General features: G+C 55.8%; 13 protein-coding genes. All 13 read right to left on the bottom strand.

The genetic code is table 11. The features are described from left to right. Positions 1-16 precede the first annotated feature (16 nt). Entirely contained in the window at positions 17-1,372 is a 1,356-nt protein-coding gene (locus tag AC2FGC_RS19215) for an ABC transporter substrate-binding protein (protein WP_496725597.1), read from the bottom strand. Continuing rightward, complete coding sequence (locus AC2FGC_RS19210; RefSeq protein ID WP_496725598.1) at positions 1,369-2,463, bottom strand: LacI family DNA-binding transcriptional regulator; 1,095 nt, start codon at positions 2,461-2,463, stop codon at positions 1,369-1,371. Before AC2FGC_RS19210 ends, AC2FGC_RS19215 begins: the two co-directional genes overlap by 4 nt. Positions 2,464-3,166: 703 nt before the next feature. Beyond that, a complete protein-coding gene (locus AC2FGC_RS19205) occupies positions 3,167-3,544 on the bottom strand; it encodes a hypothetical protein (protein WP_496725599.1) in 378 nt (125 codons plus the stop codon). A gap of 5 nt (positions 3,545-3,549) precedes the next feature. Beyond that, the gene (locus AC2FGC_RS19200) at positions 3,550-4,143 is read right to left on the bottom strand and encodes a hypothetical protein (protein WP_496725600.1); all 594 of its coding nucleotides are present in this window, start codon (positions 4,141-4,143) and stop codon (positions 3,550-3,552) included. A 361-nt stretch (positions 4,144-4,504) separates the two neighbouring features. Continuing rightward, the gene (locus tag AC2FGC_RS19195; protein WP_496725601.1) at positions 4,505-5,152 is read right to left on the bottom strand and encodes a glycine-rich domain-containing protein; all 648 of its coding nucleotides are present in this window, start codon (positions 5,150-5,152) and stop codon (positions 4,505-4,507) included. A 403-nt stretch (positions 5,153-5,555) separates the two neighbouring features. Further along, on the bottom strand, positions 5,556-7,073 hold the full coding sequence (locus tag AC2FGC_RS19190; protein ID WP_496725602.1) for a M81 family metallopeptidase: 1,518 nt from the start codon (positions 7,071-7,073) through the stop codon (positions 5,556-5,558). Beyond that, positions 7,070-8,719 carry an amidohydrolase gene (locus tag AC2FGC_RS19185; protein WP_496725603.1) on the bottom strand — a complete coding sequence of 550 codons (1,650 nt, stop codon included), beginning with the start codon at positions 8,717-8,719 and terminating at the stop codon, positions 7,070-7,072. The genes AC2FGC_RS19190 and AC2FGC_RS19185 overlap by 4 nt, the downstream gene beginning before the upstream one ends. A gap of 11 nt (positions 8,720-8,730) precedes the next feature. After that, complete coding sequence (locus AC2FGC_RS19180) at positions 8,731-9,654, bottom strand: oligopeptide/dipeptide ABC transporter ATP-binding protein (RefSeq protein ID WP_496725604.1); 924 nt, start codon at positions 9,652-9,654, stop codon at positions 8,731-8,733. Next, a complete protein-coding gene (locus AC2FGC_RS19175) occupies positions 9,651-10,631 on the bottom strand; it encodes an ABC transporter ATP-binding protein (protein ID WP_496725605.1) in 981 nt (326 codons plus the stop codon). The genes AC2FGC_RS19180 and AC2FGC_RS19175 overlap by 4 nt, the downstream gene beginning before the upstream one ends. Then, complete coding sequence (locus tag AC2FGC_RS19170; RefSeq protein ID WP_496725606.1) at positions 10,628-11,485, bottom strand: ABC transporter permease; 858 nt, start codon at positions 11,483-11,485, stop codon at positions 10,628-10,630. The genes AC2FGC_RS19175 and AC2FGC_RS19170 overlap by 4 nt, the downstream gene beginning before the upstream one ends. A gap of 12 nt (positions 11,486-11,497) precedes the next feature. After that, positions 11,498-12,436: an ABC transporter permease gene (locus AC2FGC_RS19165; protein ID WP_108859860.1), complete on the bottom strand. Its 939-nt coding sequence runs from the start codon at positions 12,434-12,436 to the stop codon at positions 11,498-11,500. A gap of 86 nt (positions 12,437-12,522) precedes the next feature. Then, the gene (locus AC2FGC_RS19160; RefSeq protein WP_496783178.1) at positions 12,523-14,088 is read right to left on the bottom strand and encodes an ABC transporter substrate-binding protein; all 1,566 of its coding nucleotides are present in this window, start codon (positions 14,086-14,088) and stop codon (positions 12,523-12,525) included. Between the two features lie 21 nt (positions 14,089-14,109). After that, a complete protein-coding gene (locus AC2FGC_RS19155) occupies positions 14,110-16,086 on the bottom strand; it encodes a CocE/NonD family hydrolase (RefSeq protein ID WP_496783176.1) in 1,977 nt (658 codons plus the stop codon). Between the last annotated feature and the right edge of the window lie 110 nt (positions 16,087-16,196).

Raw genomic sequence — 16,196 nt, 5'->3', positions numbered from 1 at the left:
CGGTTGAGACAGAGTTTTACTGAACCTTGGCAAGCTCTTCGTTCATGGCTGCGACTGCGGCAGCAGCGTCAATCTCATCGTCGATATATTGACGAACGACACGGTTGATGGCCTGAGAGTTGATCATCTTCGACGCCAAAGAGAGCTGCCCGTCGGTTACACCCCAGCGCTGCGCGACATCCAAACCTCCGACGATCTCATCAATCATGGCCTGATCGTACAGTTTACCCAAAGGTGCTTTGCGATCCACACCTACCGGCAGTTCCGCCCAAGCGTCGGCAAAAGCTGTTGGATTGTCAGCATTTCCGCGACGTACCGGAAACTTGCCTTCGGGTGCGATGGCCAGAGTTTGCGTATAACCGTCATCCATCGCGAACTTCACAAAGTCCATCGCAGCGTCGGTATCGGCATCACTGGTGATCCCGAAATACCGCACGTCACCCCAGGCAGCACCGTCTGGGTTGGATGGGCCGGAGAAATTAGTGACGATACCCGTCTTTGTCGCCAGCTCGCTCGACGTCGGGTCGTCGGAAATGGTCGGCGGGGCGCTGTCACGCAGACCGGCCAGCTCGTCCAAAATGAACGGCGACCAGATGATCATTGCGGCCTTGCCATCGAAGTACAGCTCGCGGGACTGCTTCCAATACAGCTCACCGGGGGGCGACGCTTTCGAGATCGCCTTGTAGAAATCCAAAACCTCGGTGGTTTTGACTTCGTCCAGCGGTTGGAAGCCGTCGGGACCCACAGGGCTTACGCCGTTGGCAAGGAACACATGTTCCAGAACCTGGCTCATGAAGTTCTCATCAACTTTGGTCGCGGCAACAAATCCGTACATTTCTGGCGGGTTGTGCAGTTTCTCCAAAGCAGCCAACACGTTGGCAAACGAACTCGGGGCATCCAGTCCGGCTTCGTCGAACAGGTCCTTGCGATAGACGACCATTTGAGTCCAGCCATCGACCGGCACGGATGCGGTTTCATCGTTGAAGGCTGCCATAGTCAGCGCACCGGGCGCGAAGGTATCGGCCCCCAATTCTTCGATCACTTCGGTTGCGGCTTCGGTGTCCAGAATACCCGCTTCTGCCCAAGGCAAGGCGTATTGCAGCGGATGGTAGACCACGTCCGGCAAATCTCCGGCCGCGAAGGCAGCAGTGGCACGAGTGCCCAGGTCTGTTTCGGTTACCGGGATGACCTCAACTGTGGTGCCAGTTTCGGCTTTAAATTGATCCGCCATTTCCTGCTGCTTCGCCAAGCGTTCAGGCTGTTCCTCGGTCGTCCAAAAGCGAATTGTATCTGCTTGCGCAGATACCGCCGTCAAGACAATCGCGAGTGATGTTCCAAGCAGCAATCGAGATGCATTTGGTGAATGTTTCATAGGCGGTCTCCTCCCCGGTTATGATCATTGGAATTTCGTATTTTTTGCGCCAGCTCTTCAGGCGTCAGCCTTGGTGGCCCGTCAGATTTCCGTTCAATAAGAACTGCTTCTCTGATTTCGCGTAGATTTTTTGGTTCTTCACCTCTGGTCTGGCGTATGAGCAACGTAGCAAGACGCTCACCAGCACGCTGCGAGTCCACACTAAAGGTCGTCAGTCCTGGATTGACGTATTGGCATTCGGGAATGCCGTCATATCCAAGGATTGAAACGTCTTTTCCGATTTCAAGACCAAGCTCAGCGCAAACTGGATAACACCCTAAAGCAGCTAAGTCGGTCGCAAACACGATCGCGGTTGGCGGGTGTTCCAAATTTAACAGCGCCCGCGCTTCGATCGCCCCTTCTTCGCGTGTCCGGGCACCTTCTCGGATCAATTCGGGATCATCCCGCAAACCCGCAACTTTTTGACCTTCGAGATACCCGTCGCGGCGCAGGTGGCTGTAGTTGAACTTCGGATCACTGCCGACATAACCGATACGGCTATGGCCAAAGCTGACCAAGCGAACGACCGCATTCCGGATTGCCGTCTCACCGGATATATCAAACCATGACATATCATCCATAGGATCCGATTGGCCGTATTCTGTCCGCCCGTATAGGATAAATGGGACCTGCAATTCTTTGAGGTACTTTACCCGCGCGTCGTCCACTTCGGTCCGGGGCAAAATGAAACCATCTGCCTTGCGTTCTTCGACAAGACGTCCCAACACATTGAGCATATCTTTCCCGGACTTTGCCGTGGAAATTGTCATTGTCCAGTCCGACGCACTGGCTGCTTCGCAAGCGCCTGCCAGAAAATCCTGAAGAAACGGGTTGTGCTGGTCCGGTTCTTCGCTGTTGATGACCATCGCAATAGCGCGAACTTTTCCTGTTCGAATAGCCTGCGCGTGACTGAGCGGGCGATAGCCCATCTTTCTTGCCGTGACCTCAACTCTCTTTCGCGTGACTTCTGAGATGTCTGAATACCCGTTCAATGCGCGCGATACCGTGCTCTTTGAAAGCCCGAGATGATCCGCCAATTCGTCGAGTTTCACCCGCCGTGGCGGTGAGGGGTTCCTAGACTGAGATTGGCGATTTTGCAGATTGGGATTCGTTGTCATCCTACTACTTGTTCGCTCCGAAACCGGTTTCGGCAACAAAAAAGTCGAACGACCTCTCAGGTGACTTGTTTGAAACGTTAAACGTACTGTGTTCCGACGTTCACGCCGCCATCCCGGCGCTTCGGTGAGTTGACAAAATCCAGTCTGCCCCGGCGAGCATTCCAGTGGCACGCTATGGTCGCTTCGACTCGGAAATCTGGACCAGGGTTATTCACCATCCGCATCCGTACACCCGGCTTTAGGCAATCATCCTAGGCGCGTTACTTGCACTCGCACCCTGTTCCCACATGTGTCGCTAAATCCGTAACTGTTTCAGCGCGCTTGTTAGCCTGTTCCTAGAACTCGTACGAATAAACGAATAGATGGTTAAAGGCTCGGGGATTTTTCCTTTATCTCTCGACGTAAGCGCTGAAGGCAAATACCGAAGGTCAGCTATTGGACAGCCTGATCGATCAGATTGCACCCGTAGCGAATGGCCGCTTTCCGCCCATTCTTTAGAAAAGCAACGTGTTCTGGCACAAAAAGTAACGGCGCAGCCAGCTCCGCCGCAGTTGTTTTGGGGCCAGCGGGATTTGGACAAGCCAAACGCCTCTGGCCGTCAGGGGTAAGACGCTGCCTTCCCCCTCGGGCAACCCTATTAGACAACACCGTGTCCTCGGCTGAGCCTGCGGGCCGCACCACTATTGTCGAATAGCATTGCCTTGCCCCCATGCATCTCAGTGGTTGGCAGGCCGTTCGTAAGGCGCATGCGCTCGGCATACAGGTCGATGACGTTGACGGGCAGGTCCCACCCCAATGCCCAGAACGCCTCGATCTCGGCGGCAGCGAAGTAGGCCACCACTAGGCTGTTTGGACCGGTCGGGAACGGGGCCTTTTGGCCCAGTTCGTCTCCGAACCGACTCGTGACTTCCCCGGTCCACAGGTCCTTTGCCACAAGACAGATCACACGCATGGTGCCGTCATCCATCGGGATGAACTCGAAGTCGACCGAGATCGGGCGTAGGGGTAGGTACACCGTCTTCACTTCTCCCAGCGCCAGGCTTTCAGAACCGGGTGGCCAATGTCGACAATCAGGGCCTTTCGGAACGCCAACCGCATGATTGATACTAGTTCCACATCTTCCGGCCAGCGTGGTTTCTTGCGTTGAAACTCTGCAATATGCACGTCGTACTGGCCTGCATCGCGGCCCCAAGTCATGCGGACCCATTGGCCTTGGCCGTCAACACAGGCTTCATGCTTGGCTTCTGTAGCCGAGTGCATGTTTCCGTCGATGTCCGCCTCTTTAACCAGCAGGAGTTGGAGCTTCATGTTAGCGGTACAGATTAGATAGCCAGTCATGAATTGCAGGCCGCCTGAACCTTCCAACTCGTCCGCAATATCGAGTGTCAGGTAGTACGGCATCCGTTCCATATCCTCGCTGGTAGGGTCTATGAAAACCGGGATACCCGGGAAGACGCCGTCATGGTGAACGCGGAACCACACCTTTGTCTTGGTGAGAACCGGTATTGGCGACGGTTGCCGGATGATGGAGGGTCTGTCGCCGGACTTAGCGCGTTCCGCACGAACCTGCTCGGCTTGGGCGAAGACATCCTTGGCGCTTGACTTGCTTTGCATTTTTTAGCGGTTTTGCACGGCTGGAATTTTTTCGAAATTACCTTGGGGTTATTTCGGGCCGTCACAGTTTTCTGAATCGCTCATGATGCACCTACCGCATGAGCGTTTAGCCAGTCGTCAAGATCGGTTGTTTTGTAGACGATACAGCCCGCTATTTTAATGAAACGAGGCCCGTCCGACCGATTGCTTTGCACTCTAAGTTTAGCGAGTTTTGACGTTGATATGCCGCAATAGGCGGCGGCTGCATGGCAGCGGAGGTATGGGGTCGCGATTTTGGGTCAATCCGATCAAGGACGAAATTGCCGTCCTACGACCGTGATACGGCCCAGAGCAACCGTAGCCAGAATGAACGACTGGCGGCTCAATCGCCGCAGCCACCACCGTCGCCCGAAGCACAGTCACCTGCATCTTTGTCGGCAAAAGGGTCATCACTTTCAAAAATCAGCGTCAGCTCACTTCTGGAGGTCAGGCAATTGAGGGTGATCGCAAAACAGACAAGCGGTACGCTTAGCCAAAGCACTCCAAACAAAAGATCGCCACTTTGAACAATGGAACTAGCACCGATGCAAATGAACACCAGCAAGAAGATCAGCATTGTGAAAGTACCAACTCTGTCTTTCCGCTTCCAAATCCCTTTTGGGGGTGTTCCAAACAGGTTCGAATAGGCTTTGACTGTGGCTTTATAGTCATCCAGATGTTGGGGCCCTTGACTGCCGGGGTTGTGGTGTACTGTTTTGCCCAGCTTCTTGCAAAAGACATCCCAATAGTCGCGGCTGTGTTGCATGTGCAAATGCCAAACAAAATCGACCGCGCTTGAGGGGACGTTACGCTCTGGTCGCATGGCACAAAGATACATGAACTTTTGATATTCGGCGATAGCCACATTGGCGGTATCGCGAGAGATGCGGTTTTCGGCCATAAGTTGTTCAATGAATGGCTTGCCCGCAGCATCATCAGGCATTTTATGCGTCTTAATCAGCTCCCATAGCTGAGTATTGAGAGAGGTCATCGGAGCCTCCTATGTTTTCTCTTTTTCAATTTTTGACTAGCGCACAAATATGACAAGCATGTGACACCTTGCCGATCTTCTCGGCATGTCGAAGCACTCACAGATTACGTTTGATGTCCCGTTCTACGTTCGTCATCAAAACTTCCTCCACCCCCAATCAGGGAATTTGCAGGAAGCGTCCAGAGAGCCCGTGAATACCCGCACACTTGTAAAAAGTGCCGCTTGGGACACCACTCGCTGTTACACAGTACCCCCGCAATCAAGCGCCAGATTTGAACCCTCGGAAATGCGGCAGTGATTAGCAACAAAATGAGGGCGCGGATTTGGTATTCATTCTTTCATTGCCAAGCGATTATGTTCAAAAACTAGGGTAGCAACACACTGAGATTGGGTGGTTCAGAATTCAATAGACTTTCATTTTGTGTTGGCTAGAAGACGCACTGCGAGTGCTGGGCAACCTCCTGGTGATACAAGTGTAGGGGATTTTCTCGAGATCGCAGAGAAAGGCACCTGGCGAAGAGATCGAAAAAACATCGCTTGCAGTAGATTCGAAGTCTGCTCGGAAATGCGTCGTGCTTTTTACGCAAATCACTGAATAGTTTGTGGGATTCAGCCCTATATGGGTAAAATGCGCACGATCAAGGCATTGGTTGCGAATACTCGTCACAACGAGGTCAATCTCGGCCTCATACCCAACCAATCTTAGTGCTGCCGTCTTGCCGAGCGTCGCAACGCCGCCGCCATACATTTCTCCGGTATAGCGGCACGTGCCATCACCCACAGCAAGGACTTCAAACTCTGCCATGACCGGAACGTTGCCAGCCAGGTCAGACTTTGCGCCGATAGCCAAATTGACCAGCGCGCCTTCACCTGCCACATGGGCCTGATTTGCACTTTCCGGATCATGGAACAGACCCATCAGTACGCCTTTTACCCCGCCTTCAATCAGTGCCGCCAACAGTCCAGTGGTGTCGGACGTCCCGCCTGCCCCAGCATTATCTTGAACATCTGCCAGAACGACTGGCCCTACCCGACTTTGACCGCATGTCGAAACTGCCTCCTCCAAAGACAACATCGTGCAATCAAGATCTGCTTCCCGGGCCGCAAACAAGTTGACGATTTCTTCAGCGGCGGCGGCGGCGCTATCGGCAGTGGCTGCATAAGCAATGCACGATGGGCCGGTGTCGGGGAAATCCGCCGCCGTGAATCCAAGAGCGATCTCCGCCAGAATTCCCTGCTGCTCCAACCTTGTCGGCGTTAGATAAATTTCATCGAAAGGAGGAGAACCAGTGTATTGCGCATGCAGGGGGATGAGGTAAGGCACGGTCCGGAACGCCTTGTATAGGGCTCCGCCAGTTAGCAATCTTTGCAATACCGGAACGCACCTGGCACCTGTCTCTGCCATATCCAAATGAGGGTAAGTGCGAAAAACTGACAGGTAGTCCGCATGCGCCACCATCCGAGCCGAGACGTTGGCGTGTAGATCCAAACTTGCGACTACAGGAACAATGGAACCGACAACCTCTCGGATGCGGCGCAGAATCTCTCCTTCACCGTCAGCATGGCTTTCGGTGACCATTGCCCCATGGAGATCAAGATAGACGCCGTCGATCGGGCCTGCATCGCGAATACCGTCCAAAAGCATCCCGCAAATCGTCTCAAAGGCGTGATCGGTGACATGCGCGGACGGCTCGGCTGAGCACCACAGAATTGGCACAACCTCAAACCCAGCCGCTTTAGCGGTCGCAGCAAATCCTGCGATCGGTAAGTTCATGCCATCGGTTTCCAACAAGACCTTTTCGCCGCGCAACATTCCGGGCCAGGAATCCGCCATCTCAAACTCGTGCAGACCGGCCTTTGTCACACCAAAGCAGTTCGTTTCATGCTGGAACCCTGCGATCACAATACGCCCGGTCGTCATTTCGTACGCTCGATTACTTGTTCAGCATGCGGCACACCAAAGACAATTTGACCATTGCGGATCGTTTCAAGCACCTGTGTATCGGTCAGGTGCTCAGGAGCGATTAGTGGGTTACGCGAAAGGATAACGAAGTCAGCTACTTTACCCGGTTCGATAGACCCACGCTGATCTTCTTTGAAGACCTGCCAAGCGGCATCGATGGTCTGAGAACGCAAAGCTGACAGAACGCTGATCTTCTGATCCTCGCCCAGTACACGGCCTGAAGAGGTTTTCCGATTTACCGCGCAATGGGCCAGGTGGATCGGACGTGTTGGCGTGACCGATGCATCATTGTGGATCGTGTATCGCACGCCAAACCGTTCTGCTGATGCGGCCGGGGATATCCGCTCGGACCGCTCAGGCCCAAGGAAGGAGTCGTAATGGCGATCCCCCCAGAAATACACATGAGCGGGGAAGAAACTAACAGTAAGACCAAGCTGGGCCATGCGCTTAAGCTGATCATCCCGCAGGGCCTGACCGTGGATGATAGTATGACGGTGATCTTGGCGTGGGTGCGCCTGAAGCGCTTTTTCCACCGCATTAATGAACATCTCGGCACCGGCATCACCATTGCAGTGGCAATGAATCTGCAAGCCCGAACAATGGAGTTTGCTGACATCAGCATCCAGCTGCTCTTGCGAGGTGTAAACCATTCCGCAAGGATGATCTGGGTCCGTCGGCCTGAAATAAGGGGTCGACAGAAAGGCGGTCTGCAGTTGAAAGGCTCCATCCGTGAACAGTTTGCGCGGACCCAGTGTGAAATGCGGGTTGCCGGGCCAGTTCGCGCCGATCCATTGGGTACTTAGCTCTGGCTCCAGACTTCCGACGGGTAGCAGCTCGATATCAATTCCCGGATCCTGATCTGCGGGCAGGCTAGCGAAGTGATCCAGCATAGTTTGCGACGTCCAGGCATTTTGGGCATAGGTCACCCCATGGGTCAGATATTCGTCACGGCAGGCGTCAAAGCCCTGCCAGAACCTTTCGCGGTCGATCAGGAAATCGGTATCGCCCATCTCGCCCATGGCCGATAACCCTTCGATCAATCCCGTTAGGGCTCCGGTTTCGGGATCACGGCCAAAGCGGCCGCCCTCTGGGTCAGGTGTGTGACGGGTTACACCGCGCCTTTCCAGCGCAAGAGAATTGGCCACACCATTGTGGCCCGAGGCATGGATTACCCAGATTGGATGACGTTGCGATACGTCGTCCAACTCGGCCCGCGTCGGCATGCGACCTTCGAAAATAGAGGTATTGTCAATCGACACCCCCATGATCCATTCACCCTCGGGCGTTGCGTTGGCCTTTTCCCGAAGCCTGTCCAACGCCTGCGCCATGGTCCGGCAATCCCCTAAAGGAGGCGACGACAAGTCAACTCGGAACAGCCGAATGAACCCCGGATCCGGGAAATGCCCGTGCGGGTCAATAAACGCGGGCATCAGGGTGCGCCCCTGCAGGTTGCGTTCCTGAGTATCTGCAGGCATGCAAGCGCGCAGATCGGCCTCGGTTCCAACGTTCTTGATCTTGTCTCCTTCGGTCAGAACGGCCTCCGGCGAAGAATTCTGCGCATCCATAGTCAGGATTGTGCCGTTGAAAAAAAGTGTACTTGGCATTGGATTTCCTACTACGACAACGGCGCCAGACAACGCAGCCCGTGGCCGCCGTCCACTTCCCATTGTGGGGTCTGAGTGCAAATGTCCTTTGCAAAAGGACAGCGTTCACGGAATTCACATCCAGAGGGGCGTTTGAGCAGGCTGGGAGGCTCACCTTTTAGGGCGATCCGTTCCAACCGCGCATCCGGATCGGGTTCAGGGTTGGCGCTTAACAGGCAGCGGGTGTATGGGTGGCGCGGATCGCTGAAAATCGTCTCGGTTGTGCCTTCTTCTACCAACCGACCCAGATACATGATGCCCATTCTGTCGGCCACGTGGCGTACGACGCTGAGGTTATGGGTGATGATTACCATCGCCAGACCCAGCCGTTCGCGCAGATCGTTGAGTAGATTCAAAAGTTCACCCTGTACCGACACGTCGAGGCCTGCGGTCGGTTCATCCGCGAGGATCAATTTCGGCTCCAGCGCCAGCGCTCGGGCCACGCCTACTCGCCGCGCTTGCCCACCCGACAACTGGTAGGGATAGCGATCTGCAAAATGCGTGGGCAGATTGACCATTTCCAGCAGTCGCTTGGCTTCTGCATCCAGATCTTTGTCTTTCATACCCTGAATACGGTAAGGCTCAGTGATCAGGCTGCGGATTGTCAGACGCGGCGACAGGCTTCCCACCGGATCCTGAAACATCATTGCCATGTCTTTACGCAGCGGACGCATGACACGTTCCGGCGCGCCGCGAATTTCCTGGCCCTCAAAAGTGACTGAGCCGTCTTGCGCAGGCGCAAGACCCGCAATGGCGCGAATAACAGTCGTTTTGCCAGAACCGCTTTCGCCAACCAGCGCGTAAGTCTCGCCGGGTTGCACGGTAAAGCTGACACCAGCCAAAACATTGACTGGGCCATAGCTAGTTTTAAGGTCCACGACGTTCAGCAAGCTCATGTTGTGACCTCCTCGTGGTTTAGCCAGCATGCGGCGTGATGGCCTTCTTTCAATTGATCCAACGGCGGAACTTCGGTGGCGCACCGTGCCATCGCTTGATCACAACGATCGCGGAAGATGCAGCCACCCGGTAGGTTGGCCAGATCAGGCACTTCACCGGGAATGGTCGGCAAAACACGCGCTCGTTCTTTGATATGACCGGGGTCACATTCGATCAGGCGGCGTGTGTAGGGGTGTTTTGGGTTGTGAAAAATCTCACGTACGTCCCCGCTTTCGACAACCGCACCAGCATACATCACCACCACCCGGTCACAGAGTTCCGCGATCACGCCCAAATGGTGCGAAATAAACAGGATGGCACAGTGAAACTCGCGCTGCAGCTCTTGCAGGCGTTCGATGATCTGCACCTCTAACGTTGCGTCCAGCGCTGTCGTCGGCTCATCCGCGATCAAAAGGTCAGGTTCGGACATCAATGCCATTGCAATGGCGATCCGTTGGCGCATCCCGCCCGAGAATTCATGCGGATACTGCTTTAGGCGCGCCTCGGGATCAGGAATGCCAACAGCGCCCAGCATCTTGGCCGCGTGGGCCAGCTTGTCCGCCTTTGACTGTTTGGAGCGGTGCTGAATGTCCAGCATCTGCTGCCCAATGGTCAAAACCGGATTGTGCGTTTGCATCGGGTCCTGAAAAACGATGGAAATGTCCGCCCCGCGCAGATCGCGCATATGTCGTTCGGAGGCCTGCAGCAAATCTTGCCCCTTGAACCTGATCTCTCCTTCGCGGAACCGCGTATTAGGCGCTGTCAAACGCAGGATAGACGAGATCAGAGTGGACTTACCGCAGCCGGATTCCCCGACGATGCCAACGATTTCGCCCTTGTTGACGTCGAATGTAATGTCCCTCAGAGCTTTGAGGTCACCACGGCCTGTTTCGTAATCGACGCTGAGGTGGTCGATTTCCAGAAGTGTCTCGGTCATCGCTGCTTCCTCAGTTTCGGGTCAACCACGTCGCGCAGGCTTTCGCCCAGAAATGTGAAACCAAGCGTTGCCAAGATGATCGGCAGACCCCCGCCCACCACCAGCCACGGCGTTTGACGGATCAGAGAATAGCCATCCTTAAGCAAAGCACCCCAGCTGGGCGTCGGGGGTTTCACACCCAGCCCCAAAAAGGACAGGCCCGCCTCCAGCGCGATGACTGTCGGGATATCCATCGCCGCCAGCACAGCTAGAACGCCGATGATATTGGGCAGCATATGCACGCCTAGAATGCGCGCCATGCTGGCTCCCATCGACCGCTCGGCCAGAATGAATTCAGAATTGCGCAGGGTCAGCGTCTGGGTCCGGGCCACGCGCCCATAGGTCGGGATTGAGGTTGCCATGACCACGAACACCACAGTTTGCAGACTGGGTCCGACAAGAGCCACAACGGCCAAGGCGAACATCACCGTCGGAAAGGACCGGATGGTATCGAAGAACAACATCAGAAGGTTATCCAGCCATTTCGGCCCATACCCGGCAATCATGCCCAATGTCAGGCCAATCGCCATTGCACCGAACACGGCCGGCAATGCAACCTTGAGCGCAACCTGCCCCCCCGCGATGACCCGCGAAAACGTATCGCGCCCCAATTGGTCTGTACCCAGCAGATGTGCGGCGGACGGTCCTTGCAAGCGGGATTTGATATCCATCGCAATCGGATCATATGGAACGATCCAATAGGCGAAGATTGCGCAGAACACGATTACGCCGACGATGATCAGGCCCATAAGTCCAAGCGGGTCACGGGCGACGCCGATGATGATCTGCCCAAGTTCGGAACGAGATTTTTCCATAACGCTCCCTCCTCAATGAGCCGTGCGTGCGCGTGGGTCGAGCAACGCATTGATCAGGTCTGCCAACGCGGTCGACACCACGAACAACGCCGTTGATATGAGGACCGAACCCATAACAATCGGGTAGTTTCGGGTGGTGATGCTATCGATCACCAGTTTGCCCAGACCCGGTCGGGCAAAGACAATTTCTGCAAAAACGGCGGAGCTGAGAAGAAAGCCCATCCCTACCCCGATCACGGTAACGACCGGCAAAATGGCGATCCGCAGTGCATAAACCATGACCACGCGACGCTCGGCGATCCCAAAGGCGCGCGCGGTGCGCACATGGCTTTCGCCCATAACCTCGAGCATCGAAGCGCGTACAAGTCGAGCAATATAGCCGACCCAGCTGAGGCCGATGGCAAAGGCTGGCAGAACCAGATGGTCGAGGCGGTCCCAGAACCCCTCTCCGGCACCGATGGCGGGAAACCATTGCAAATGCACGGCGAATACCAGCAGCGCTAAAAGCGCGACAACAAAGGCCGGGGCAGCCACGAAGCTGACGGATATTGCGGCGGCGATCCGGTCGATCAGCGTGTTGGGATGCGCCGCCGCATAAGCACCAAGTGCAATACCTAGGCTTGCAGACCACAGGATTGATGCAAAAATCAGTTCCAGCGTGAACGGCAATTGCTGGAACACGATATCGGTCACGGAACGGCCCGAGAAAACATCGGTTCCAAGGTCACCCTGCAAAAGGTTTCCGTAAAAGATCAAAAGCTGTTTCCAGATCGGTTGATCAAGCCCCAGCGCCGCTGTGAGTTGGGCCTGAAGTTCGGGCGTGGCACGCGGGCCCAGCATGATCTGGACCGGATCGCCAGGCACGGCGCGGATCATCAGGAACATGACGGTGACCGCCACGAACAGGATAAGCAGCGACAGCCCGAAGCGACGGGTTGCAAAACTTAGCATGGCCAACTGGCTCCTTGTGGCTTGATGGCGTTCAATTTGGCACGGCGAGCGTTATGCGCCCGCCGTACCCGGTCGACCTGGGGAGGTCAGGTCGCCTTGCCGAAATAGCGAAGCAACGACAGGCCATCTGGCCGCAATGCGGGAATGACGCGAGCGCTGTGAATAACCGGCGTTGCCTCATGGGTGATGAAGCGATAGGCGCCGCTTTCTTCCATTAGATCCTGCGCGCGCTGATACATTTCCGCCCGCTTTGCGATATCCGTTTCCGCAGCCGCAGTTTCGTGAATTTCGTTGAATTCCGGGCTGTTAAAGCGTTCCCAGTTCCATTTTCCGATCTGTTCAGGCGTGAACCACGACGTCGCATAATACGGATCTGGGGTCATCGAAAAACGGTTCAAAACGAGCTGCAGGTTTTCATTGTCGCCGGACGCCCAGAATGCACCGGATTCCAAAACGTTCACCTCAACCGTGATCCCGATCTGCGCCAATGTCGCCTGAATGATCTGAGCGGTTGTTGTGAAGGTCGTCTTGTTCAACGTGTCTAGGGTCAGCGTGACGTTGGTTTCACCGGACTCCGCTAGCAACTGCGCCGCTTTTTCAAAGTCTGCCGCGGGTGGCACAAGCGAAGAGGACCGATGCCCAGCAAGACCCGGTGCGATGATGCCGGTTGATGGCTCAGCAGCACCAAAATACGCCGCCTCCAGAATGCTGGGGACATCCACCGCGTGCTGAATCGCCTGCCGCAGTTTTTGATTTTGCAGCTTTGGATGCTCAACGTTCATGCCCATCCAGACATAATAAAGCGACGGTTTCTCGACCAGCGATCCACCATTGGGAACCCCGGCACGATACCGTTCGACCGAACCCAGCGACACGCGGGTGACGTCCAGTTCACCGGCCTCAAAAGCGATCTCGGCGGTGTTTTCATCATCGATCGGATAGATCTCGACGGTGTCCCAAGTGGGCGCGTCCCCTTTCCAGTCGGGGTTGCGCTTAAGAACAGTCTTTTCCTTGGGCGACCAGCTGTCGCGCAGGTAAGGACCGGATTCCGCAACCGGATCAGCGCCGATCCGGCCACCGGCGGCTTCGACCGCGGATTTCGACACGATGTTGCCGGTAATGTACGGAAGGGCGATCGACCAGATCGGTGCGAACGGTTTGTTCAGTACAATCGTGCCTTCACGCTCACCGGTCACATCCACATGGCTGAATGGCCCCAGATCGGGCTTGTTCGGACTGTCGGTCGCGTCGTCCACGATCCGTTCCATGCTGAACTTGACGTCCTCGGCTGTCATGGCGCCAAATCCATTGGTGAACCCGATATCGTCACGCAACGCGAATTTGATATGCGTCGGATCGACCTGCTCGATCATCGTGGCGGCATCCATCTGCCAGCCCCATTCCTCGCCTGGTTTGTACTGGATCAGCTTGTTGTAGATCGAGGCATGAACCTCTTCTTCAACGACACCAACAGAATGGGCTGGGTCCATGTTCTGCGCATCGCCATAGGCTCGCACCCGCAGCACGCCGTCATCTGCAGCAAGCGCACGGTTCGCCCATCCCATCGGAAGCGCCGTAGCGGCCCCAAGCGCCGTTGCACCTTTCAGGAACCTCCGCCGACCTACATTGGCCTTTGTCCATTCGATCTTCATAGTATCCTCCCTTGGATTAAGTCACAGAAGCCCGCGCGGAATGGTTTCGGACCATTCCTTCGTCAAAACTTCGATTTCATCTGCACCTTCAGTGGCGCTTAGTTTGCGGTAGAGATAGAAATTTTGCGTGTCGCAGGTCATCCGGCATTCGGTTGAGATGGCGACCTGCCAATCCGCTCGTTCGAAGGTGAAATTCCAGGCGGTCTCGAAACATGCGGATGCCGGATCATCGGGGTGAATGCCGTAGTGCATGCGCACGTCGCTACCGACAGTCAGATCATGGTAGGGATCGCGCGCTTTGCCATAGTCATCATATGTCTCCAGAACGATCCGACCATTGTCAGTCATGATGCGTTCGGATTGCGCGGATGGCAGACGCAATTGTTCAGCAGCAAGAACCGGATAATCCTGCGCCGGGCCAGGTTCCGAGGCTTGAACCTCGTGCGTGACGCCGCGCACCGGCAGATGCAGGGCGCATTCCTGTAAGTGCAAAGTCACCTCGGCCGAACGGGGCGATGGCCAAACGATCGGCCAGTACGACGTCGTCAGCGCGAGTCGCAACACGTGACCCTCGCGCAGATGATGCGCGCACTCATTTAGGGCAATCTCGGCCTCATAGATTTCACCCGGTTGCAGGGTTTCGGGCGCTTCGTGGCTGCGGTAGTGGCACAGGTTCAACGGACGATAGCTGATGCGCTGCGATACTCCTTCGGGCGAGACATCGCACAGCCTTGCGACAAGCTGGGCAACGGGTTGATCCACCGAGAACCGGAATTTTAGCTTTGCGCGGCCCAGCAGTTCCAGCGGGGCTTGCAGCGGTGCGCTGTCAAAACACACCGACAGGGCATCATCCCTTGCCTGGTCGCCTGCAAGTTCATTGTCGATCCGCATGCCAGCGCAGAAATACCCGCCTTCCCCGCCGACATGACTGGGCGAGGCTATTGAAACCGTATTTGCCGCCGGTTCCTGCGAAAACCCGCCGGGTGTCAAATGCCAGACCTGTTCGGACACGTACGGCGACGGCCAGGTGGTTTCGGCAATCCAACGACCTTGCCGGGCAGAGTTGTGCGCCGTCGGATTAAAATGCTCCTGCATGTACGTTCGGTACGCGGGCAGGTCCTCGGCCCCATTTTCCTGCCCCTTCAGCCAGCGGTCAAACCAGCCGATCACTTCGGAATGAAAGTCTGCAGGATCAAGTTTAGAGATGTGAGGATAACGGTGTTCCCACGGCCCGATGATGGCTTTGGTTGGCACCGTCAGACTTGCCGCCAAAGCCGGGGGCGCATTGACATAAGCATCTGCCCAGCCGGTGATTGCCAAAACGGGGGTTTGGATCGCAGACCAATCCTCGCAAACCGATCCATGTTTCCAAAACGCGTCACGCGTTTGATGGTGCAGCCAATCTGCGGCAGAGAATGGAACGGTTTTTAGCCGAGCCAGCCAGTCCTCTCGCCAGTCTGCACGAAGGTCCGGATCAGCGGGGCGGGTCAAATAGGCAAACATCTGGCTGCCCCAGTTCATGTTGTCACTCAGCAGGCACCCGCCGATAAAATGGATGTCATCCGCATAGCGATCCACGGTCGAGGCGACGCTGACAACGGCCTTCAAAGCAGGTGGTTGCCGAAAGGCCAGTTGCAGGCCGTTGAATCCGCCCCACGATATTCCGATCATCCCGATATGACCGTCGCACCAATCCTGCGCGGCGATCCAGGCCAAGACCTCTTCACCATCGCGCAGTTCCTGCTCGGAGTATTCGTCGTCGAACTGCCCTTCGCTGTCCCCGGTGCCCGCGATGTCGACCCGGACGCAGGCATAACCTGCGTCGGCAAATACGGTGTGTGTCGTTTCATCTCTTGGCGCGGTGCCGTCGCGTTTGCGGTAAGGCAGGTATTCCAGAATTGCAGGGGCGGGACTGGATTCGGGCAACCAGATGCGCGCAGCCAACCGTCGCCCGTCGGCGAGCGTGATCCATGTGTTTTCGATAGGTTCAATTGGCATCTGGTCGCTTGTCTGTTGCAAAGTGATGCCGAAGAAGAAACCGATTTGCAGATAAAACAAATTGTGCGATCTTGCGCGAACTGACGCGAATTGTCGTGATATAGCGTCAG

It is taken from the genome of Ruegeria sp. CDSC054 (genome assembly GCF_059610645.1).
Note: the sequence above shows the minus strand (reverse complement) of the source record. Positions and strands in the feature narration are given on the sequence as shown.

Bases quoted from the DNA above. Each gene is read 5' to 3' on its own strand.
- AC2FGC_RS19215 (WP_496725597.1), bottom strand. From the start codon at position 1,372: ATGAAACATTCACCAAATGCATCTCGATTGCTGCTTGGAACATCACTC.
- AC2FGC_RS19200 (WP_496725600.1), bottom strand. From the start codon at position 4,143: ATGCAAAGCAAGTCAAGCGCCAAGGATGTCTTCGCCCAAGCCGAGCAG.
- AC2FGC_RS19195 (WP_496725601.1), bottom strand. From the start codon at position 5,152: ATGACCTCTCTCAATACTCAGCTATGGGAGCTGATTAAGACGCATAAA.
- AC2FGC_RS19190 (WP_496725602.1), bottom strand. From the start codon at position 7,073: ATGACGACCGGGCGTATTGTGATCGCAGGGTTCCAGCATGAAACGAAC.
- AC2FGC_RS19185 (WP_496725603.1), bottom strand. From the start codon at position 8,719: ATGCCAAGTACACTTTTTTTCAACGGCACAATCCTGACTATGGATGCG.
- AC2FGC_RS19180 (WP_496725604.1), bottom strand. From the start codon at position 9,654: ATGAGCTTGCTGAACGTCGTGGACCTTAAAACTAGCTATGGCCCAGTC.
- AC2FGC_RS19175 (WP_496725605.1), bottom strand. From the start codon at position 10,631: ATGACCGAGACACTTCTGGAAATCGACCACCTCAGCGTCGATTACGAA.
- AC2FGC_RS19170 (WP_496725606.1), bottom strand. From the start codon at position 11,485: ATGGAAAAATCTCGTTCCGAACTTGGGCAGATCATCATCGGCGTCGCC.
- AC2FGC_RS19165 (WP_108859860.1), bottom strand. From the start codon at position 12,436: ATGCTAAGTTTTGCAACCCGTCGCTTCGGGCTGTCGCTGCTTATCCTG.
- AC2FGC_RS19160 (WP_496783178.1), bottom strand. From the start codon at position 14,088: ATGAAGATCGAATGGACAAAGGCCAATGTAGGTCGGCGGAGGTTCCTG.
- AC2FGC_RS19155 (WP_496783176.1), bottom strand. From the start codon at position 16,086: ATGCCAATTGAACCTATCGAAAACACATGGATCACGCTCGCCGACGGG.